This is a genomic window from Chromobacterium alkanivorans, from assembly GCF_016937655.1.
In the GTDB taxonomy this organism is placed as follows: domain Bacteria; phylum Pseudomonadota; class Gammaproteobacteria; order Burkholderiales; family Chromobacteriaceae; genus Chromobacterium; species Chromobacterium alkanivorans.
This window is the reverse complement of record NZ_JAFHKL010000008.1, coordinates 258,422-278,950: the sequence shown is the minus strand read 5'-3', so window position 1 is coordinate 278,950 and position 20,529 is coordinate 258,422. Positions and strand designations below refer to the sequence as shown.

General features: G+C 62.8%; 17 protein-coding genes and 3 tRNA genes. 3 read left to right on the top strand and 17 right to left on the bottom strand.

The features are described 5' to 3' along the window. Positions 1-2,418 (bottom strand): ribonuclease R (rnr, locus tag JW897_RS16035; RefSeq protein WP_205466902.1); only part of this gene is annotated, 2,418 nt, incomplete at its 3' end. A 73-nt stretch (positions 2,419-2,491) separates the two neighbouring features. On the opposite strand from rnr, the gene JW897_RS16030 reads away from it, so the two are divergent. The 3 genes from JW897_RS16030 to JW897_RS16020 all read left to right on the top strand — a co-directional run bounded on the left by JW897_RS16030 (position 2,492) and on the right by JW897_RS16020 (position 2,871). Then, positions 2,492-2,578, top strand: a tRNA-Leu gene (locus tag JW897_RS16030). 55 nt (positions 2,579-2,633) lie between these two features. Then, a tRNA-Leu gene (locus JW897_RS16025) sits at positions 2,634-2,720 on the top strand. Between the two features lie 64 nt (positions 2,721-2,784). Beyond that, a tRNA-Leu gene (locus tag JW897_RS16020) sits at positions 2,785-2,871 on the top strand. Between the two features lie 56 nt (positions 2,872-2,927). Here JW897_RS16020 and JW897_RS16015 read toward each other — a convergent pair. From JW897_RS16015 to rlmN, 16 genes are all read right to left on the bottom strand, one after another. After that, entirely contained in the window at positions 2,928-4,319 is a 1,392-nt protein-coding gene (locus JW897_RS16015) for an MFS transporter (protein ID WP_240352232.1), read from the bottom strand. A gap of 118 nt (positions 4,320-4,437) precedes the next feature. Next, positions 4,438-5,487 carry an oxidoreductase gene (locus JW897_RS16010; protein ID WP_205466901.1) on the bottom strand — a complete coding sequence of 350 codons (1,050 nt, stop codon included), beginning with the start codon at positions 5,485-5,487 and terminating at the stop codon, positions 4,438-4,440. Between the two features lie 101 nt (positions 5,488-5,588). Then, on the bottom strand, positions 5,589-6,884 hold the full coding sequence (locus JW897_RS16005) for an adenylosuccinate synthase (RefSeq protein WP_048415947.1): 1,296 nt from the start codon (positions 6,882-6,884) through the stop codon (positions 5,589-5,591). A 34-nt stretch (positions 6,885-6,918) separates the two neighbouring features. Next, positions 6,919-8,070 carry an ATP phosphoribosyltransferase regulatory subunit gene (locus JW897_RS16000; RefSeq protein WP_048415948.1) on the bottom strand — a complete coding sequence of 384 codons (1,152 nt, stop codon included), beginning with the start codon at positions 8,068-8,070 and terminating at the stop codon, positions 6,919-6,921. A 126-nt stretch (positions 8,071-8,196) separates the two neighbouring features. After that, entirely contained in the window at positions 8,197-9,078 is an 882-nt protein-coding gene (hflC, locus tag JW897_RS15995; protein WP_048415949.1) for a protease modulator HflC, read from the bottom strand. A 3-nt stretch (positions 9,079-9,081) separates the two neighbouring features. After that, entirely contained in the window at positions 9,082-10,296 is a 1,215-nt protein-coding gene (gene hflK / locus JW897_RS15990; RefSeq protein WP_048415950.1) for an FtsH protease activity modulator HflK, read from the bottom strand. Beyond that, positions 10,283-11,413, bottom strand: coding sequence for a ribosome rescue GTPase HflX (hflX, locus tag JW897_RS15985; RefSeq protein ID WP_048415951.1), 1,131 nt, complete (start codon positions 11,411-11,413; stop codon positions 10,283-10,285). Before hflX ends, hflK begins: the two co-directional genes overlap by 14 nt. Before the next feature lie 97 nt (positions 11,414-11,510). Then, the gene (gene hfq / locus JW897_RS15980; protein WP_039756760.1) at positions 11,511-11,768 is read right to left on the bottom strand and encodes an RNA chaperone Hfq; all 258 of its coding nucleotides are present in this window, start codon (positions 11,766-11,768) and stop codon (positions 11,511-11,513) included. 89 nt (positions 11,769-11,857) lie between these two features. Next, positions 11,858-13,285, bottom strand: coding sequence for a ribosome biogenesis GTPase Der (gene der / locus JW897_RS15975; RefSeq protein ID WP_048415952.1), 1,428 nt, complete (start codon positions 13,283-13,285; stop codon positions 11,858-11,860). Positions 13,286-13,298: 13 nt separating this feature from the next. After that, positions 13,299-14,438, bottom strand: coding sequence for an outer membrane protein assembly factor BamB (bamB, locus tag JW897_RS15970; protein WP_205466900.1), 1,140 nt, complete (start codon positions 14,436-14,438; stop codon positions 13,299-13,301). A 4-nt stretch (positions 14,439-14,442) separates the two neighbouring features. Beyond that, on the bottom strand, positions 14,443-15,072 hold the full coding sequence (locus JW897_RS15965; RefSeq protein WP_205466899.1) for a YfgM family protein: 630 nt from the start codon (positions 15,070-15,072) through the stop codon (positions 14,443-14,445). A 14-nt stretch (positions 15,073-15,086) separates the two neighbouring features. Next, the gene (gene hisS, locus JW897_RS15960; protein WP_205466898.1) at positions 15,087-16,358 is read right to left on the bottom strand and encodes a histidine--tRNA ligase; all 1,272 of its coding nucleotides are present in this window, start codon (positions 16,356-16,358) and stop codon (positions 15,087-15,089) included. Positions 16,359-16,414: 56 nt separating this feature from the next. After that, complete coding sequence (gene ispG / locus JW897_RS15955) at positions 16,415-17,698, bottom strand: flavodoxin-dependent (E)-4-hydroxy-3-methylbut-2-enyl-diphosphate synthase (protein ID WP_205466897.1); 1,284 nt, start codon at positions 17,696-17,698, stop codon at positions 16,415-16,417. 13 nt (positions 17,699-17,711) lie between these two features. Then, a complete protein-coding gene (locus JW897_RS15950) occupies positions 17,712-18,641 on the bottom strand; it encodes a RodZ domain-containing protein (protein WP_048415957.1) in 930 nt (309 codons plus the stop codon). 2 nt (positions 18,642-18,643) lie between these two features. Continuing rightward, positions 18,644-19,348, bottom strand: a complete 705-nt coding sequence (pilW, locus tag JW897_RS15945; protein WP_048415958.1) for a type IV pilus biogenesis/stability protein PilW — start codon at positions 19,346-19,348, stop codon at positions 18,644-18,646. Between the two features lie 35 nt (positions 19,349-19,383). After that, the gene (gene rlmN / locus JW897_RS15940; RefSeq protein WP_019104100.1) at positions 19,384-20,478 is read right to left on the bottom strand and encodes a dual-specificity RNA methyltransferase RlmN; all 1,095 of its coding nucleotides are present in this window, start codon (positions 20,476-20,478) and stop codon (positions 19,384-19,386) included. Between the last annotated feature and the right edge of the window lie 51 nt (positions 20,479-20,529).

The following is a 20,529-nucleotide window of genomic DNA, read 5'->3' as shown; positions in this document are numbered from 1 at the left end:
TGTCGGCTTGCTTGCTGTCGGCTTGCTTGCTGTCGGCTTGCTTGCTGTCGGCTGGGTAGCCACAGGCTTGTTGGCCGCGGGCTTCGGTGCCGGCGCTTGAGCCGCCCCTCTGCTGCGCCCCCTGGGCGCCGTCGGCAATGCGGCAGGTTTCACCTCTGCAGGCTTGGACTCGGCAGGCCGCCTCGAACCGCCCTGTCTCGGGCCGGCGCTGCGCGCGGGCACCGGCCGGGCGACAGGCAGGTCGCCCTCTTTAACCAGGGCGAAGTCGACTTGGGCGCTCTCCAGATTTGCGCTCATCACCTTCACCGTCAGCGTATCGCCCAAGCGGTATTGCATGCCGCTCTTCTCGCCGACAATCGCCTGAACGTCCTTCTTGAAGTGGAAGTAGTCCTTGCCCAGTTCGGAGATGTGCACCAGCCCCTCGACGTACACGTCGTCCAACAACACGAAGACGCCGAAGCTGGTCACCGCGCAAATCTTGCCCTTGAAGATCTCGCCGACCTTGTCCCTCATATAGTAGGTTTTCAGCCAGGACTCGACGTCGCGGCTGGCATCATCCGCGCGACGCTCGGTCATCGAGCAATGCACGCCCAGTTGCGCCCACTTGCCTGGTTTGTATTTGCCGCCTTTGAGCACCGCCTTGATCGAGCGATGCACCAGCAGGTCCGGGTAACGGCGGATCGGCGAGGTGAAGTGCGCATAAGCCTCGTAAGCCAGACCGAAGTGGCCGTTGTTGTCCGGCGTGTAAACCGCCTGCTGCATCGAACGCAACAGCATGGTCTGCAATACCGGTGCGTCCGGACGGCCATGTATCTGTTCGGCCAGCTTGGCGTAGTCCTTGGCGGTGGGCTTTTCGCCGCCGTCCAGGCTCAGGCCGACCAGGCGCAGGTAGTTGCGCAGATTTTCCAGTTTCTCTTCAGTCGGCCCTTCATGCACCCGATACAAGGCCTTGTGTCCGTTCTGCTCCAGGAAATCTGCCGCGCAGACGTTGGCCGCCAGCATGCACTCCTCAATCAGGCGGTGCGCGTCGTTGCGCACGACCGGCACGATGCGCTCGATCTTGCCCGCGTCGTTGAAGATCATCTGGGTTTCCACCGAGTCGAACTCGATCGCCCCGCGCTGACTGCGCGCGGCCAGCAGCACTTTGAACAAGGAGTACAGCGTCTGTATCTGCGGCAGCAGCGGGCTGTCGCTTCCCTTCTGGATCCAGTCCCAAACCTGGGTGTAGGTCAGCCTCGCCTTGGACAGCATCACCGCGGGATAGAACTGGTAGCGTTTGACCGCGCCCTTGGCGTTGATCTGCATATCGCAGACCATGCACATCCGCTCCACATCCGGATTCAGCGAGCAAATGCCGTTGGACAAGGCTTCCGGCAGCATGGGAATGACCCGGCGCGGGAAATAAACCGAAGTGCCGCGATTGAGCGCCTCCTGATCCAAAGCGTCGCCAGGCTCCACGTAGAAACTGACGTCGGCGATAGCCACCACCAGACGGAAGCCCTTGCCCTGCTTCTCGGCGTACACGGCGTCGTCGAAGTCGCGCGCGGTTTCGCCGTCTATCGTCACCAAGGGCAGGTCGCGCAGATCGACGCGGTCCTTGGTCCAGTCTTTCTTGCGCACCTTCTTCGGCGTCGCCTTGGCTTGGGCCAGCACCGCCTCCGGGAATTGATGGGGCAGGTCGTGCTTGCGCAGCGCGATCTCGATCTCCATGCCGGGATCGGCGTAATTGCCCAGCACTTCCACCACCTGGCCGACAGGCTGACGGTAGGCGTCCGGGTGCTGCAGGATTTCCACCATCACCACCTGGCCGTCCTTGGCGCCCGCCTCGCCGCCCGGCTCAATCAGAATGTCGTGGTTGATGCGGCGGTCTTCCGCCGTCACCACCCACACACCCCGGACCCGGTTGATGCGGCCAACCAGCCGCGTTACCACATGGTCCAGCACCTCAACGATCTTGCCTTCCTGGCGGCCTCGACGATCGACGCCGGACGGACGGACCATTACTCGATCGCCATGCATCGCTTTCTTCATTTCCCGCTCGGGCAGGAAAATATCGCCGCCCTGGCCTTCGCCTTCGTCCGGAATGGCGAAACCGTAGCCGTCGCGATGACCGGACACTTTGCACTTGATCAGGTCCAGCTTTTGAGCGACGCAGACCGCGCCTTTGCGATTGATGATGATTTCGCCGTCACGTTCCATCGCCCGCAAGCGACGTTCGAAATAAATAGATTCGGCCCGCGCAATCGATAACATGCGCGCCAATTCGTCAGGAAACAGCGGCACCCCCTGCTCGGCCAAAATTTTTAAAACGAACTCTCGGCTCGGCAAGGGATTGGAATATTTAAGTTTTTCCCGTTCCAGGAAGGGGTCCTGTTCGCGGAGGGACAGGGTCTTTTGTTTTTTTTGTGTTCTAGCCATTGACACCCTCAAGAATATGTCTATAATTCGCATCTCGTTGCAGAGATGCAGCGAAATAATACAGCAAAGCGAAGCCCAGGTGGCGGAATTGGTAGACGCACTAGGTTCAGGTCCTAGCGCCCGCAAGGGTGTGGAAGTTCGAGTCTTCTCTTGGGCACCACTGATTTACTCTATTGTAATCGTGATGTTCGCTCTGTATAGTAACAATCTGGTTGGCCCAGGTGGCGGAATTGGTAGACGCACTAGGTTCAGGTCCTAGCGCCCGCAAGGGTGTGGAAGTTCGAGTCTTCTCTTGGGCACCAACAGTTTTAACGGCTTCGATGGTGTTTATATCGTAGTCTAGCGGTAAGACAATTTAAGTTTTATGCCCAGGTGGCGGAATTGGTAGACGCACTAGGTTCAGGTCCTAGCGCCCGCAAGGGTGTGGAAGTTCGAGTCTTCTCTTGGGCACCAATAAAACCCCGTTGATTTATGATCAACGGGGTTTTTGCATTCCTCCCCCGCCCGCATTAGCGCGAGGCCAACTCATCGCCGGCGCGAGGGTCCAAACTGGCGAACATCAGGCCGGACAGCATGGTCAAGACGCCCATGATGGCGAAAGCCCAGGCAAAGTCGACCACGGTCAAATGCGCGTGTCCATGCAACAGGCCCACCCCCTGCACGACGAAAGCCCCCACCGTCACCCCCAACCCCGCAGCCAGCTGCTGCGCCACGCCGGAAAGGCTGGTGGCGTGACTCATGCCGGCCGGCTCGACCTCGGCAAAAGAGATCGCGTTCAGACTGGTGAACTGCAAGGAGCGGAGGCAGCCGCCCAACACAAAGACTAGCAACATCCAGACATAGCTCGGTGCTTCGTAGAACAAGGCGTACGCGGCAATGGAAATCCCTGCAAGCACGCTATTAGCCATCAATACCCGGCGGAAACCATAGCGTCGCAGTATGCGCATCACCAGCGTCTTCATGAAAATGGCGCCCACCGCGGTAGAACACGTCAGCAAGCCCGAGACAAAAGGATTGAGCCCCAATCCCAGCTGCAGCATCAGCGGCAGCAAAAAAGGCGTGGAGCCGATGCCGACGCGGAACATGAAGCCCCCCACCACGCCGGCATGAAAGGTGGGCAAGCGCAGCAAGGACAAGTCCAGCAAGGGATGCGCCGCGCGGCGGTAATGCAGCAGGTAAAGCCACAACAAGCCGGCGCCCACCACGGCCAGCAGGACGGACCATTGCGCCGAGATCAAATGCTTGCCCTCGGAAGCCAGGCCCAGCATCAACAAGGACAGGCCGACGCCGCTCAGGGCAAAGCCCAGCCAGTCCAGCGGCGGCAGCTCCTCATCCTTCAAGTCTTCGATGTGGCGCCTGGCCAGCACCCAACCCAACACGCCGATCGGGATATTGATCAAGAATATCCAGCGCCAATGCAGATAGGTGCTGATGAAACCGCCCAAGGGCGGTCCAATGACCGGCCCCAGCAAGGCGGGAACCGTCAGATAGCTGAGCGCCCGCACCAGGTCCGCTTTCGCGGTGGTGCGCAAAATCACCAAACGCCCCACCGGCACCATCATCGCGCCGCCAATGCCCTGCACAAAACGCGCCAGCACGAAACCGCCTAGCGTATTGCTGAGCGCGCACAACACGGAACCCAATACGAAGACGGCGATGGCGGCACGGAAAATACGCCGCGAACCGAAACGGTCCGCCATCCAGCCGCTGATGGGGATAAACACGGCCAGGCTGACCAAATAGGACGTCAACGCCAATTTCAAGCCGATCGGATCCACCAACAGGTCGCGCGCGATGGCCGGCAAGGAGGTGGATATCACGGTGGCGTCCATGTTCTCCATGAACAAGGCGGTGGCCACGATCAACGGGGTCACCATACCGGCGGCGAGCTTGAGCTGCATGACGATCAAACTTCAGGAGGCGGAAACGCCAGTGTAGCACCCGCCGCCGCAAGAACGACGGGACCGGCGTCGCAAATGATGTCGAAACGTAAAGCGAGACGCGCGCCCCCGGTCGCACTCAAGCAAGCGGGAGGCAGAACAGACGCCGGCCTTCCCGGGCGCTCCTCTCCCCCTGCTCCAGCAAGGCCATCACCCGCCACGCCTCCCGCGCCGTCACTGGATTGGCTCCCAAGCCTCGCGCGGCGCGCGCCGCCGCGCGATAGTATTCGCGATAGTCTCCCAAGGGCGCCGGCCGGGATTCGCGGAGCTCCTCGTCGTCCCGCTGACGGTACAAAATGCCCGGCGCAAGGTCCACACCCCAGCCCTCTTCGCCGGGGCGACCGCCGCGCTTCAAATAGTCTTCCTGACCATCCAGGCCGAACTTGACGTAACTGGCGAGCGAGCCGTGCAGACTAAAGCGCGGAGCGCCGCCGCTGACCAGGCAGGAGGCGTGCAATACCGCCTGATGCCCCTCATAAGCCAACTGCACGTGAAAGTAATCCGCAGCCTGCGCGCCGACCCTCTGCTTGGACAAACTCGCATAAATCGTCTGCGGCCAACCCAACAACTGCAAGGCCTGATCGATCAGATGCGGCCCCAGGTCGTACCACAGCCCGGCGCCCGGCTGATCCAGCTCGCGCCAACGCGCGCGCACTTGCGGCCGATAGCGATCGAAATGAGACTCGAAGTGGCTGAGCGCCCCCAGCTCGCCGCTGCCCAGCAAGTCTTTAAGCGCCAGAAAGTCCGCATCCCAGCGCCGGTTATGGAACACAGACAGCAGCGGACTGCCCGGCCGCTCCGCCATCCGGCACAGCTCCCGCGCCTCCGCCTGCGTCACCGTGAACGGCTTGTCCACCACCACGTGCTTGCCGGCGAGCAAGCTCGCGCGCGCCTGCGGATAATGCAGCGAGTTGGGGCTGGCGATGACGACCATATCGATCGCCGGATCGGCCAAAGCCTGCTCCAGACCGGCCAGCACCGATGCTTGCGGCCAATCGGCCCGTACTGCGTCCGGACGGCTGCTGACGACGGCGGCCAACCTCAACTCGGGCGTCGCGGCGATCAAGGGCGCGTGAAAAGTCTTGCCGGCATAGCCGTAACCCACCAAGGCGACATTCAATGGCTGCATTTGTTTCGCTTTCGAAAACCAGACCCAGGCAGTCTACGCCGGCCGCGGACATGAAAAAACCCGCCTGGCAGGCGGGTTTCCGACTAAGGGTCGAATCGGACTTACAGACCGTAGGGATGACGCATCACGATGGTTTCTTCGCGATCCGGACCCGTGGAGATGATGTCCACCGGAGCGCCGCAAACTTCGGCGATGCGGGTCAGGTAGGCCTGCGCATTGGCCGGCAGGTCTTCCCAGCGCTTGGCGCCGAAGGTGCTTTCGCTCCAGCCGGGCATGGTTTCGTAAACCGGCACGCACTTGCTGACCGCGTCGGAACCAAACGGCAGAATGTCCACTTTCTCGCCGTCCAGGGTGTAACCCACGCACAGCTTGATCTCTTCCAGGCCGTCCATCACGTCCAGCTTGGTCACGCACAGGCCGGACACGCCGTTGATCTGGATGGAACGCTTGAGCGCGGCGGCGTCGAACCAGCCACAGCGACGCGGACGACCGGTCACCGAGCCGAACTCATTGCCGCGCTTGGCCAGGAACATGCCGATATCGTTCTCCTGTTCGGTCGGGAACGGACCGGAACCCACGCGGGTGGTGTAGCCCTTGACGATGCCCAGCACGTAGTTGAGCATCTGCGGAGCCACGCCGGCGCCCGGCGCGGCAGCGCCGGCCACGCAGTTGGACGAGGTCACGTACGGATAGGTACCGTGGTCGATATCCAGCAGGGTGCCTTGCGCGCCTTCGAACAGCAGCGGAATGTCCGCCTGGTTCATGTCGTACAGGGTGCGGGACACGTCGGCCACCATCGGCTTGATGCGCTCGGCCAGCTTCAGGGTGTCGGCCAGGATGACGTCGAAACTCACCGGCTCTGCCTGGAACAGCTTGGTCAGCATGAAGTTGTAGTATTCGACGTTCTCTTTCAGCTTCTCGGCGAAACGGGCGGTATCGAACAGGTCGATCACCTTCAGCGCGCGGCGCGCCACCTTGTCTTCATAGCAGGGGCCGATGCCGCGGCCGGTGGTGCCGATCTTGCCGGCGCCCTTGGCGGCTTCGCGCGCCTGGTCCAAAGCGACGTGGTACGGCAGGATCAGCGGGCAGCCTTCGGAAATCTTCAGGCGCGCGGCGACGTTCACGCCGGCGGTTTCCAGTTCGTCGATCTCCTTGAGCAAGGCTTCCGGAGACAACACCACGCCATTGCCGATGAAGCACTCGACATCGTCGCGCAGAATGCCGGACGGAATCAGGCGCAGCACGGTTTTCTTGCCGCCCACCACCAGAGTGTGGCCCGCGTTGTGACCGCCCTGGAAGCGGACCACGGCGCGCGCGTGGTCGGTCAGCCAGTCAACGATCTTGCCCTTGCCCTCATCACCCCACTGGGTACCGATCACGACAACGTTCTTGGACATTGGAAAAAGCCTCTTCTTCAGTCAGATTCAAAAATCAGTTAAATGAAACCACATGCCAATCCGAGCCGTCCTGAGTCAGCTCGCGATCGCAATTCAAGGCCTGGGCGGACTCGCCCAGATAATCAATCACCACCATTTCGCCCGCCGCGCGCAGGCGGGCCACTTCAGCCCGCGCCTGCGGCCAGTGCTTGGCGGCCAGGCGGATGCCCCGGACCGAGCCTTGCTCCGGCAGGATGCGGATCAGATCGCGCAAATCCAGGCTGAAGCCGGTGGCCGGACGGGCGCGGCCAAAACGGCGGCCGACATTGTCGTAACGTCCGCCGCGCGCCAGTTCCTCGGCCCAGCCCTCAGCATAGGCCGCGAACAGCAAGCCATTGTGATACTGGGTGCCGCGCAATTCGGTCAGGTCGAAACTCAAGGCCACCCGGCCCTCCAAGGCCTTGGCCACCGCGGACAGCTGCATCAGGCCAAGCTCCACCTCGGGCAAGGACGGCAGACGCGAACGCGCCCGGTCCAGCTCTTCGATAGGACCGTACAGCTCCGGCAAGGCCAGGAAGGCGCTGCGATACGGCTCGGCGACATCGCTGACCAATTCGCGAATGCTGGCCACGTCCTTGCTCTGCAGCTTGGCGAACAGCGCCCGGCTGGTTTCCGCCGACAAACCGGCGGCGGCGGCGATGCCGCGGTAAATCGCCATATGGCCGAAGTCCAGCCGCAGGCCGGACACGCCGGCGCGCTCCAAGGTGCCCAGCATCAATTCGATGATTTCCAGGTCGGCCTCGATGCCGGCGTAGCCGTACAGCTCCGCCCCCACCTGCAGCGGCTCGCGAGAGCCGGCCAGGCCGTCCGGCCGGGTATGCACCACGCTGCCGGCGTAACACAGCCGGGTCACGCCGGTGCGCTCGCCCAGCAGGTGCGCGTCGATGCGCGACACCTGCGGCGTGATGTCCGCGCGCAAGCCCATCTGCCGGCCGGACAACTGATCGTCCAGCTTGAAGGTCTTGAGCTCGAGCGAAGCATCTTCCTCGCCGATCAGCGAATCGATGTATTCGATCAGCGGCGGCAGCACCAACTCGTAGCCCGCCACGCGAAAGCCTTCCAGCATCGCCGCCTTGGCGGACTCCACCTGGCGCGCGGTGGCGGGCAGAATATCCGCGATGTATTCCGGTAACAGCCAATTACGCATGATTCTTTTCAACAGAATAAAAGGCGGGAAGCGTCCCGCCTTGTTATCAGCAAACTGGCCAGGTCGCCCCGGCCAGTGTTCCATACTCGATTGTTTTGCGCGGCGCAAACCGCCCGCCTTGGCCGCTTACTTGGCCTTGGCCGCTCCGGACTGCGGGTTCTTGAAGTACTTGAAGAACTCGCTGCTCGGTTCCAGCACCAAGACGTCGCTCTTGTTCTTGAACGACTCCTTGTACGCGTCCATGCTGCGCCAGAAGGCGTAGAAGTCCGGGTTCTTGCCGTAAGCCTCGGCATAGATCGCCGCCGCCTTGGCGTCGCCCTTGCCCTTCAAGTCCTGAGCCTGGCGATACGCTTCGGCCAGCACCACTTCGCGCTGCTTGTCCGCCTCGGCGCGGATGCGCTCGGCGTCCGCGGCGCCCTCGCTGCGCAACTGGCTGGCGACGGTGCGGCGCTCGGACTGCATGCGATCGAAGACCGAACTGCTTATTTTATCCGGAAAATCGACTCGTTTTAAGCGCACGTCGAGAATTTGTACGCCTATTTTACGCGCATCCGCGTCCGCGCGCTTGCGAACCGTGTCCATCACCTGGTCGCGCTTGCCGGAAATGACGTCGGCAACCATTTTTTGGCCGAATTCCGCTCGCAGGCCGTCGTTGATGGTCTGTTTCAATCGCGCCACAGCGGCGGCTTCGGAGCCCACGCTCTTGTAGAACTGCTCAACGTCCACCACCCGCCATTTGACGAAACTGTCCACCAGCACGTTCTTTTTCTCGCGGGTGTTGAACAATTCCGGCGCTTCCGCATCGATGGTCTGCACGCGGCGGTCGAAATAACGCACGTTTTGCAGCAGCGGCACCTTGAACTGGATACCCGGCTCCTTGATGATGCGCACCACTTCGCCAAACTGGAAAACCAGCGCGTATTGGCGCTGATCCACGGTGAACAGCGACAGGCTGGCAACAAATAGCACACCGGCTATGGCAACTACAGTCGGAATCAGTCTATCCATTGCTTATCGCTCCGCCCCAAAAAAATCACGCCCGCGGGTCACGTCCCGCCCCCCTTTGGCATTGCCGGCCTGAGCGGCCGGCGGCGTCTGTTCCGCCGGCTGCGGCGCCGCGCTGGCGGCGGGCGCCGCCGCGCCGGAGGCGCCTGGGCTGCTCTGCTGGATCAGCTTGTCCAAGGGCAGGTACAGCAGGTTGTTGCCGCCCTTCTGGTCCACCACCACCTTGGTGGTGCTGCTCATGATCTGCTGCATCATGTCCAGATACAGGCGATCGCGCATCACCTTGGGCGCTTTGTTGTATTCAGACAACACTTGCTTGAAGCGCGACGCGTCGCCCTCCGCGCGGGAGACGACTTTCTGCTCGTAGGCTTCGGCCTCCTGCTGCAGACGCGCGGCCAGGCCCTGGGCCTTGGGCAGCACCTCGTTGGCGTAGGCCAGGCCCTCGTTGCGCAACTTGTCCTTGTCCTGGCCGGCCTTCACCGCGTCGTCGAACGCCGCCAGCACCTGCTCGGGCGGCTGTACCGCGTTGATGTTGACCTTGGCGATGCGCACGCCCAGCGAATAACGATCCAGCACTTCCTGGATCAGTTTCTGGGTTTCGACCGCGATCTGGGTCCGCCCTTCGTTCAGCACGAAATCGACCTTGTTGCGGCCCACTACTTCGCGGATCGCGGTTTCGGTCGCCTGCTTGACGATGTCCTTGGCGTCGCGCTCGCGCGAGGCGTTGTTGAACAGGAAGGCGCGCGCGTCCTTGATGTCGTATTGCACCGACAGCTGGACGTCGATGATGTTCTGGTCCGAAGTCAGCATCAGCGACTCTTCCGCCACCCGCGTTTGGGCGGTGTTGCGGTAGCCCACCTCCACGCTGCGCACTTCGGTCAGGTTGACGATTTCCACCTTCTCAATCGGGAACGGCGCGTGCCATTGCAGGCCCGGCTCGGTCACTCGGTTGAAGCTGCCCAGGCGCAGCACCACGCCTTGCTCGCGCGCGTCCACCACGTAGAAACCGCTGGCCAGCCACAGCGCGGCCAATACGCCGACCACGGCGATGGCGCCGCCCTTGAACGGCGGTTTGACGCCGGACGCGGGACTGCCGCCGGCGCCGCTGCCTTTGGCGCCCAGCAGCCGCGACAGCTTCTGATTTAGGTTGCGGAACACTTCATCGAGGTCCGGCGGCCCTTCATTGCCTCGGCGGCCTCGGTTAGGGTCATTCTGCGACATGCTCGTAATAGTCTTTATGGTTGTTTTGGGAAGGATGCACGCATTCGGCAACCGCCGCGCGCAAGAGTTCCAGGCCGGCTCCGGTCAGGGCTGAAACCCGCACCGAAACCGGACGGCCCGCCGCGTCGCGCTCGATCTCCGGCTCCATCTCGCGCAGATCGCATTTGTTCCAGACCAGCAATTGCGGAATGCCGTCCGCGCCGATCTCGGCCAACACCTTGTTGACCTCCTCGATCTGCACATCGCGCATATCGCTGGAGCAATCCACCACATGCAGCAGGAGATCCGCGCGCACGGTTTCCTCCAGGGTAGCGCGAAACGCGGCCACCAGGGTGTGCGGCAGATCGCGGATAAAGCCCACAGTATCGGAAATCACGATGGATGTCTGGTGATTGAGGAACAGCTTGCGGCTGGTGGTGTCCAGCGTGGCGAACAATTGGTCCGCCGCGTAGATGCGCGCCTTGGTCAAGGCGTTGAACAAGGTGGACTTGCCGGCGTTGGTGTAGCCGACGATGGACACCGAGGCGATGCCGGCGCGGCCGCGCCCCTTGCGCTGGGTGTTGCGTTGCTTTTGCACCTGGGCCAGCCGCTCTTTCAGCGCCTTGACGCGGATGCCGAGCAGACGGCGGTCGGTTTCTAGCTGGGTTTCGCCGGGGCCGCGCAGGCCGATGCCGCCCTTCTGCCGCTCCAAGTGGGTCCAGCCGCGCACCAGGCGGGTGGACATATGCGACAGTTGAGCCAGTTCGACTTGCAGCTTGCCCTCGTGGCTGCGCGCGCGCTGGGCGAAGATGTCCAGGATCAGGCTGTTGCGGTCGATGACTCGACACTGCAGCGCCCGCTCCAGATTGCGCTCTTGGCCAGGCGCCAAGGCGTGGTTGAATATCACTACATTGGCATCGGTGGCGCGCACCAGCAGGCCGATTTCCTCGACCTTGCCCTTGCCCGCGAACAGCGCGGCGTCCGGGCGCTGCCGCTTGCCCTGCACCACGCCCATCACCTCCACGCCGGCGCTCCTGACCAGCTCGGCGCACTCGGCGATGTTTTCCTGGTAATCGGCATCTCCAAAATCCAGGCAGACCAGAACCGCCTGGTCGCCTAAGTCGGGACGATCAAACACTATTCGGAAACCATAGTTGGGGCGCAAAAGACAAAAGGCCGACAAGCCGCGCCGGATCGGCGCGGCCCATCGGCCCGGTCACAAGCACAGCAACGCTTTAGGCGTCTTGCTGCTCCTGTTTTTGCACCGGGTGTTCATGGGGAAGATTAACCGGACGGGCGGGCACTACGGTGGAAATGGCGTGTTTGTACACCATTTGGGTCACCGTGTTTTTCAACAGCACCACGTACTGGTCAAAGGATTCTACCTGACCCTGAAGTTTAATGCCGTTCACCAGGTAGATGGACACCGGCACATGTTCCTTACGCAGGATGTTCAGGAACGGGTCTTGTAACATTTGCCCTTTAGAGCTCATTCGTTATTCTCCGAATCGTTGATTGTTGTATTAACTGAACCTTACAGCCCGGTTGTCTGCTTATTATTAGCAGAAAACATCCCGGCGTACTATTTTTTACTGCTGCTGCCCTTGCCGTTCTTGCCGTAACGCACTTCTTTTTCGCGTCCGCGCATCTTGGACATCGGCTTGGGCTTGGCTCGGGACTTCTCCTTGCCGTCGTCGGTGTCGAACGGATTGTCCGAAGATTTGTACTGCACGCGCAGCGGCGTGCCCTGCAGCTTGAACACTTTCCGGAAAGTATGTTCCAGATAGCGGGTATAACTGTTCGGCACCGCGTCCAAGGCATTGCCGTGCACCACGATGATGGGCGGGTTCTGCCCCCCCTGGTGCGCGTAGCGCATTTTCGGGCGGATCAGGCCGGAGCGCGGCGGCTGCTGGCGTTCCAGCGCCACTTGCAGCACCCGGGTCAGCTTGGGCGTGGCCAGCTTGGCCATCGCCGCCTTGTACGCCTCGTCGATGGACTTGAACAAGTCTGCCACGCCGCGGCCTTCAATGGCGGAGATGTAATGGAACTTTGCAAAATCCAGGAAGTTCAGTTTGCGCGCGATCTCGCGGCGCACCGTTTCCTTTTGCTCCCCGTCCAGGTTGTCCCATTTGTTCACCGCCACCACCAGCGCCCGACCCGCTTCCAGCGCGAAACCGGCGATGGTGGCGTCCTGCTCGGAAATGTCCAGTTGAGCGTCCAGCACCAGCACCGCCACGTTGGCGTCTTCGATCGCCTTCATGGTCTTGATCACCGAGAATTTCTCAAGCATCTCGCTGACCTTGGCCCGGCGACGCACGCCCGCGGTGTCGATGATGGTGTAGGTATGGCCATCTCGCTCAAAATCAATATATATGCTGTCGCGAGTAGTGCCGGCCTGGTCGAAGGCGATCACGCGCTCCTCGCCCAGAATGGCGTTCACCAGGGTGGACTTGCCGACGTTGGGCCGGCCGATCACCGCGAACTTGGGATGGCGCGAGGCTTCTTCCTCGACTTCCTCCGGGAAGTCCGCCAGCACCAGTTCCATCAATTCGCGCACGCCGTCGCCGTGGGCGGCGGAAATCACCAGCGGCTCGCCCAGCGCGAGTTCATGGAACTCGGCGCCGGCGATGGCGTGGCGCATGCCCTCGGCCTTGTTGACGGCGAGGAAGACCGGACGCTGCAGCTGGCGCAGGCGGTTGGCGATGATTTTGTCTTGCGGCGTCAGGCCGTTGCGGCCGTCCACCAGGAACACCACGGCATCGGCCTCGTCCACGGCCTGCAGCGTCTGCTTGGCCATTTCGAACAGAATGCCTTCGTCCACCACCGGCTCGAAGCCGCCGGTGTCCACGACCAGATACGGCTTTTCGCCCACGCGGCCATGGCCATAGTGGCGATCGCGCGTCAGGCCGGGCTGGTCGGCGACCAGGGCGTCGCGGCTGCGGGTCAGCCGGTTGAATAAGGTCGACTTGCCCACATTGGGGCGGCCGACCAGAGCTACGGTAGGTTTCATGAATACTGCTTTATTATCCCAAAGTCAGCATCGCCAGGCGGCCGTCCTTGCCTTGCATCAAGGCGGACGAACCCAGCGACACCGGTTGATTGGCCAGGGCGGACCCGACCTTGACTCGGCCCACGATGCTGCCGCTCTCATTGGATAGCAGATGGGCGTAACCTTCGCCATCGCCAACCAGCACGAAGCGGCCCAGCAGCGCGGGGCCGGTGACGTCCCGATATTTCAGGTCGTCGGTTTTCCAGATATTGCGGCCGGTGCCGCGGTCGAACGCCCACACCGAGCCGTCTTCCGCGGTCACGTAGACATTGCGGCCATCCACGGCGAGGCCGCGGCTGGACGAGATTTCACGCGCCCACAACAGATTGCCGGAACGCGCCTCGAAGCAGGCCGCCCGTCCCTGATAGGCCACCGCGCACACCTGGCCGGCGTCGAACACCGGCCGCGACGTCACGTCGGTCATCCGTTCCAGTTCGGTGGCGCCGCGCGGGTTGGCCACCGCGCCCTGCCACAAGGCGTTGCCGGTTTGCGGGTTGACGATGTCCAGGCGGCCGCCGGCCTGCCCCACCATCACCGCTTCCTTGCCCACCGCCTGCATCGAGCCGTTGTTGCGCACGGTCAGCTGCGGCAACACATTGCCGCTGGACCACAGCTGCTTGCCGCCGTCGGTCAGGGAGAAGCCGGTCAGGCGCGCGTCGTTGGTGCGCACCAGCACCATGTCGCCGGCCACTTGCGGCGCCTCCAGCATCAGGCTGGTCAGCGGTTGCTGCCACAGCACTTTGCCGCTGGCGCGCTCCACCGCCAGCAGCTTGGCGTCCTGAGTGCCCACCAGCACCATGTCGCCGGCCACGGCCACGCCGGCGCTGAGCTTGCGCTTCAGATCCACGTCCGCGCTGACGCGGCCGCTGAGGGCGTCGATGCTGCGCACATGGCCGTCGGCGTCGGCGCTCACCACCAGGCCGTTGACGTAGACCGGCAGGAAGCCGGCGGCCGGCGCGGCCTGGCCCGCCGTCCATTTGACGTCCAGCCCCTGCAAGGGCTTGATCGCGGCCAGCGGGGTGGGCTTGAACTGGGTATTGCCTTCGAACCAGCTGGCGCAGCCGGCCAGCAGCGAGGAGGACAGCACAGCGGTCAGCAACAATTGGCGGCGCATGCGGTCAGCCTCCCAGCGCGTCGAGTTTGGTCTGGATGAACTGGCGGTTCGGCGAATCGCCCACCAATTTGGCCAAAGCGGATTTATAGGCGTCGCGCGCGGCGGCGGCGTCGCCCTTGGCGACCAGCACATCGCCCTTCAAATCCAGGAACAGCGCGTCGAAACCGGCCGCGTGTTCCTTGTTCAGTTCGGCGATCGCCGCGTCGTAAGCCTTCTGATCCAGCAGCAAGGAGGCCAGGCGCAGGCGGGCGATGGCGCTTGCCGATTCGTCCTTGCTATTGGCCAGCACCCATTCCAGCTGGCTCTTGGCCAAGGCGAGGTCGCTCTTGTCGAAAGCGGCCTTGGCCAGAATCAGCGAGCCGCGGGTAGCGTAGGCCGAAGAACCGAAATCGTTCTGCAGCAGCGTCACCGCGGACTTCAGCTTGGCGATGTCCTTGCCCGCCACCGCCGCGTCGATGTTCTCGTAAGCGGCCGCGGCCTTCTGCGCTTGCTGCTCCTGATAGTAGCGATAGCCCTTGAACCCCAGGTAGGCAATCGCGGACGCCGCCAGCACGCCGGCGATCAGCTTGCCCCACTGTTGCCAGAAGGCCTTGATCGAATCAATCTGTTCCTGTTCCTGCAAGTCGAACGCCATTGCGCCCCTCTCCCTTAAGCTTTCAGTGAGATCAGCGTGGCGGCCACCGCTTCCGCCGCCACGGTTTGCTGGTCCATCTCGGCGCGCAGCACCTTGATCACCGCCTGACCCGTCTTGATTTCATCTTCGCCGACGATGACGGCGAACTGCGCGCCGCAGCCGTCGGCTTTTTTCATTTGCGACTTGAAGCTGCCTTCGCCCAAGTGCTGCACCACCGACAGGCCGGCGGCGCGCAGGCTCTGCGCCAGCTTCATCGCGTACAGCCCCGCGCCTTCGCCCTGGTTCACCAGGTAGACGTCGACGCTGCGTTGCGCCGGCAGCAATTGCTTGTCCTGCAGCAACAGCACCACGCGCTCCAGGCCCATGCCGAAGCCGATGCCGGCCGCCGGCTTGCCGCCCAGTTGTTCGATCAGGCCGTCGTAACGGCCGCCGGCGCAAACCGTGCCTTGCGCGCCCAGCTCATTGGTCACCCATTCGAACACCGACTGGTTGTAGTAGTCGAGTCCGCGCACCAGCCGCGGGTTTTCCACGAAGTCGACGCCCAGTTCGCGGATCATCGCCTTCCAACCTTCGTAATGCGCGCGGGACGCTTCGCCCAGATAGTCGGACAGCTTGGGCGCCTCGTCGGCCATCTGCTGCAAGGCCGGGTTCTTGGTGTCCAGCACGCGCAACGGATTGCTGTACATGCGGCGCTTGCCGTCTTCGTCCAGGATGTCCACGTGCCGTTCCAGATAGGCGATCAGCGCCTGACGGTGAGCGGCGCGCTCCTCCTGGTTGCCCAGCGAATTGATTTCCAGGCGCACATACTGGGACAGGCCCAACCGGCGCCACAGGTCCGCGGTCATCGCGATGATTTCGGCGTCGATGTCCGGCCCGCCAAAACCCAGCGCCTCCACCCCCATCTGATGGAACTGGCGATAGCGGCCCTTTTGCGGGCGCTCGTGACGGAACATCGGCCCCATATACCACAGCTTCTGGGTGGCATTGTACAGAAGGTTGTGCTCGACCACCGCGCGCAGGGTGCCGGCGGTGCCTTCGGGGCGCAGCGTCAGGCTGTCGCCGTTCAGGCTGTCGATAAAGGTGTACATCTCCTTCTCCACCACGTCGGTGACTTCGCCGATGGCGCGAACGAACAGCGGCGTGGTTTCGACGATGGGGGTGCGGATGTTCTGGTAGCCGTAGTCGGCCAGCAACTCGCGCAGCTTGCCTTCAAAGAACTCCCACTGGTAGGACTCGGCCGGCAGCACGTCATTCATGCCTTTGACCGCTTGATATTTTTGAGCCATTGCTTGTTTTCTTGTATATCGCTTGAATCAGTGCCCGGTCATTGCGCCAAACGCGCTCAAACGCCTACCGGACGAATCGGGATGGTGCGGCTGCCGCCCTCGCGGCGCTTGGCGCCGCCTTCGCCGTAACGGCTTTGCACATAGCGATCAACCAAGGCGGTGAACTCGGCGGCGATGTTGTCGCCCTTGAGGGTAACATCCTTTTGGCCGTCGACGTAAACCGGCGCCACCGGCACTTCGCCGGTGCCGGGCAGCGAGATGCCGATATCGGCCAGTTTGCTCTCCCCCGGGCCGTTGACCACGCAGCCCATCACCGCCACCTTCATGTCCTCTACGCCCGGGTATTGCAAACGCCACACCGGCATTTGCGTGCGCAGATAATTCTGGATCTGGTCCGCCAGCTCCTGGAAAAAGGTGCTGGTGGTGCGGCCGCAGCCCGGACAAGCGGTCACCAGCGGGGTGAAGCTGCGCAGGCCCATGGTTTGCAGCAGCTCCTGCGCCACCACCACTTCCTTGGTGCGCGCCTCGCCCGGCTGCGGCGTCAGCGAGATGCGGATGGTGTCGCCTATGCCTTGCTGCAGCAGGATCGCCAGCGCCGCGCTGGACGCGACGATGCCCTTGGAGCCCATGCCGGCTTCGGTCAGACCCAGGTGCAGCGGGAAATTGCAGCGGCTGCCCAGGTCGCGGTACACGGTGATCAGGTCCTGCACATTGCTGACCTTGCAGGACAGCAGAATCTGCTCGGCCGGCAGGCCCAGCTCCATCGCCTTGTCGGCGGACTCCAGCGCGGAGACGATCAAGGCCTCGCGCATCAGCTGCTCCAAGGGCAGCGGCCGGGCGACGCGGTTGTTGGCGTCCATCATCCGCGCCAGCAAGGCCTGGTCCAGGCTGCCCCAGTTGACGCCGATGCGCACCGGCTTGCCGTGCTCGATGGCGGTGCGAATCATGAAGGCGAACTTGTCGTCGCCCTTGGCGCCCTTGCCCACATTGCCCGGATTGATCCGGTATTTGGCCAGCGCGCGCGCGCAGTCCGGGTACTCCCTCAGCAGGCGATCGCCATTGAAGTGGAAATCGCCGACCAAGGGAACGGCACAGCCGGCGTCGTCCAGCCGTTGACGGATTTCCGCCACCTTGGCCGCCGCCTCCGGCGAGTTGACGGTGATGCGCACCAGCTCCGATCCGGCTTCCGCCAGCTCCAGCACTTGCTGCACCGTGGCCGCCGCGTCCGCGGTGTCGGTGTTGGTCATGGACTGCACCACCACCGGAGCGTCCGATCCTACAATGACATGCCCCACCCTAGCCTGCAGGGTGGGGCGTCGCGCGATGTTCACGCTATCCATTCGCTACCTTGAATTACTTGAGTTCCAGCTTTGCCGTGGTGCCGCGGATCTTGTCCGAGAGGTCCACCGCTTGGCCATTGAAATTCACCGCCACTTGCGAGGCGTTGCCGATCACCAGCTTGAACGGCGGGGTGCCGACCGCTTCCTGGGTGCTGCCCGGCTGCAAGGTCTGGAACACCAGCTTCTTGCCGGTGGCGTCCACCACCGACACCCAGGCTTCCGCCTCCTTGACCGTCAACACCAGCTTGCCGCTGGCCGCCGCAACGGCGGCGCTGGCCTGAGGCTTGGCCGCCGGCGCCGCCGTTTGGACCGGCGCGCTGGCCACGTTGGCCGCCTTGACCGGCTGCGGCGCGGAAGCCGGAACGGGCGCGACGGCGACGGCCGGCGCGGAAGCCGGCGTCTCCGCGGCAAACGCCGCGGGAGCGGAGGCTTCGCCCGCCGGCGCCGAAGACAGTTCGGTCGCGATGGCCGAGGAGGCTTCCGCGGCCGGTCGGCTGTCGCCGCCATGATTGCTGGCCAGCCAGGCGACGCCGCCGCCCAGGGCCGCGATCACCAACAGGCCTACAATCCATTTGCCTGAAGAGCCGCCTTCGTCCGACGCGGCCGGCTCGCCGACATGCCCCGGAACCTCGTGCGCGCCGTCGCGCACCAGATTGGCGACGTCGTTGACGGCGGAAGGAAACTGCCTGTCCAGCGCGTGCATCAACGGTTCGGGATCAATCTGCAAAAAGCGGGCGTAATTGCGCACGAAGCCGCGCACGAAGGTCGCGCCCGGCAAGATCGTAAAATCGTCGCGCTCTATCGCCTCCAACTGCCGCATCGACAGTTTCAGCCTATCCGCGACTTCCCCCAAGCCCATGCCGGCCGCTTCGCGAGCGGCTTTCAGCCGGGCGCCGACGCTGGAACCGGTCGGCTGTCCCTGTTGTTCGAATTGTTGCTCCATCCTCAGCTTCCACTCAACAGCAGTTGTGTTTCTTTGGAATCCGGATAACGGTTCTTGAGCGCGGCGGAACATTCGCTTTCCAACGCCCTGTTGCCGCTCTTGCGCGCGATCTGCACGCCCAGCCACAGGTCGTCGGCTTGCAGCGCCGCGCCCTTGCCCATCCGTTCGAAATAGAAAGCAGCCAATTTGGCATTACCCAGCCCAAGATGCAACTGTGCTAATTCCCGCAGCGCGGGCGCGAAATTGGGCGCGGCGCGCAGCGCCGCCAGCAAGTAATCGTTGGCCTGCTCGTTATTGCCGGCCTTGGCGCTGCAATGCCCCAGGTTCAAATAAGCCGTCTGAGGCGAATCATACAGCGGGTTGGCCAGCGCTTTCTGAAAATAGGACAAAGAATCCTGCAACCGGTTTCGGTCGCACAGAAACAAACCGTAATTATTGTTCGCTTCCGGGTTGCTTGGATCCAGTTGCAGGGCTTTGCGGTAATTGGCCTCGGCGGGCCCTTCTTCGCGCAACTGGGTCAAAACATAGGCTCGGGACACATAGGCCGGGACGTAGGCCGGGTCCGCGGCGACGGCCAGGTCCGCCGTTTCCAGCGCCACTTTGTAATTGCCGATCTTGGCGTATTCGATCGCCAGCTGGCTGCGTATCGTCGCCAGCTCGCGCGACACCTCGGCGTCGGCGGCAAATGCGGTTGAACTCACAGCCATCCATAAGCAGGCCATCAACCCCATTTGCCGTATCGTCATTGCTTATTGTCCTCTACGAGCTGCATCCATTTGGCTTGACGGCGGGTTTTGTCCATGACTTGGCCGGCCAGCTGGCCACAGGCGGCGTCGATGTCGTCGCCGCGCGTTTTCCGCACCGTCACCACATAACCGCGCTCCTGCAGAATTTCGCGGAACGCGCGAATCGCATTATTGCTGGAACGCTCATAACCCGAGTTCGGGAACGGATTGAACGGTATCAGATTGAACTTGCACGGCACGTCCCGCACCAGCTCCAGCAATTGGCGAGCATGTTCCGGCCTATCGTTGACACCGTCAAGCATCACGTACTCGAAAGTAATGAAGTCGCGCGGCGCCTTTTCCAGATAGCGCTGACAGGCCGCCATCAGCTGCGCCAACGGGTATTTCTTGTTTATAGGCACAATCACGTCGCGAATCGCGTCGTTGGGCGCGTGCAGCGACACCGCCAGCGCCACCGGGCACTCTTCGCGCAGCCGGTCCATCTGCGGCACCAGGCCGGAGGTGGACAGGGTCACTCGCCGGCGCGACAGGCCGTAGCCGTGGTCGTCCAGCATGATCTGCATCGCGCTGACCACATTGTCGAAATTGGCCAGCGGCTCGCCCATGCCCATCATCACCACATTGGACACCACGCGCTCGTTCTTGGGCGTGACGCCCATCGCCTTGTTGGCCCACCACAGCTGGCCGATGATCTCCGCAGTGGACAGATTGCGGTTGAAGCCCTGGCGGCCGGTGGAGCAGAACGTGCATTCCAGCGCGCAGCCCACCTGGGATGACACGCACAAGGTGCCGCGTTCATCCTCGGGGATGAAGACGGTTTCGACGCCGTTGCCGGTGCCGACGTCGAGCAGCCACTTGCGGGTGCCATCACTGGACGCCTGCCCGGTCATCAGCGAGGGAACCTTCACTTCGGCGCGTTCATGCAGCTTGGCGCGCAGGCTTTTGGCCAGGTCGGTCATCGCGTCGAAATCGGCTTCCGCCATCTGGTGCATCCAGCGCATCACTTGCTTGGCGCGAAACGGCTTCTCGCCCATTTCGGCGAAATGCCGGGTCAGCTGGTCCAGGTTGAAGTCGAGCAGGTTGGTTTTCATGCATTCCTCGGGATAAAGCAAAGGCGGTGTGGACGACCGCCTTTTCGACGG